Annotated in this window: 1 rRNA gene; it reads right to left on the bottom strand. The window is 51.8% G+C overall.

Annotation, left to right across the window (positions count from 1 at the left end):
* Positions 1 to 1,272: ribosomal RNA gene (locus Q4533_RS19585) — 23S ribosomal RNA — on the bottom strand; the annotation flags it as partial.

Below are 1,272 nucleotides of genomic sequence, written 5' to 3' on the forward strand. Positions count from 1 at the left end.
CTAGGGATGACTCATCTTAGGACTCGCTTCCCGCTTAGATGCTTTCAGCGGTTATCGATTCCGAACGTAGCTACCGGGCAATGCTATTGGCATAACAACCCGAACACCAGCGGTTCGTCCACTCCGGTCCTCTCGTACTAGGAGCAGCTTCCTTCAATCATCCAACGCCCACGGCAGATAGGGACCGAACTGTCTCACGACGTTCTGAACCCAGCTCGCGTACCACTTTAAATGGCGAACAGCCATACCCTTGGGACCGACTTCAGCCCCAGGATGTGATGAGCCGACATCGAGGTGCCAAACACCGCCGTCGATATGAACTCTTGGGCGGTATCAGCCTGTTATCCCCGGAGTACCTTTTATCCGTTGAGCGATGGCCCTTCCATACAGAACCACCGGATCACTATGACCTACTTTCGTACCTGCTCGACGTGTATGTCTCGCAGTTAAGCTGGCTTATGCCATTGCACTAACCGTACGATGTCCGACCGTACTTAGCCAACCTTCGTGCTCCTCCGTTACTCTTTGGGAGGAGACCGCCCCAGTCAAACTACCCACCAGGCACTGTCCCGAACCCCGATAAGGGGCCGCGGTTAGAACATCAAAACTACAAGGGTGGTATTTCAAGATTGACTCCACTCCATCTAGCGACGAAGCTTCAAAGTCTCCCACCTATCCTACACATGTAGGTTCAATGTTCAGTGCCAAGCTATAGTAAAGGTTCACGGGGTCTTTCCGTCTAGCCGCGGGTATACGGCATCTTCACCGCAATTTCAACTTCACTGAGTCTCGGCTGGAGACAGCGTGGCCATCATTACGCCATTCGTGCAGGTCGGAACTTACCCGACAAGGAATTTCGCTACCTTAGGACCGTTATAGTTACGGCCGCCGTTTACTTGGGCTTCGATCATGAGCTTCTCCGAAGATAACCCAATCAATTAACCTTCAAGCACCGGGCAGGCGTCATACCGTATACGTCATCTTGCGATTTTGCACAGTACTGTGTTTTTGATAAACAGTTGCAGCCACCTGGTATCTGCGACTGCCGTCAGCTTAGGGAGCAAGTCCCATCACCAACAGCAGCGTACCTTCTCCCGAAGTTACGGTACCATTTTGCCTAGTTCCTTCAGCCGAGTTCTCTCAAGCGCCTTGGTATTCTCTACCCGACCACCTGTGTCGGTTTGGGGTACGATTCCTACTAACCTGAAGCTTAGAAGATTTTCCTGGAAGCATGGCATCAACTACTTCATCACCTTAGTGACTCGTCATCAG

It is taken from the genome of Shewanella sp. 6_MG-2023 (genome assembly GCF_030547195.1).
Taxonomy (GTDB): domain Bacteria; phylum Pseudomonadota; class Gammaproteobacteria; order Enterobacterales; family Shewanellaceae; genus Shewanella.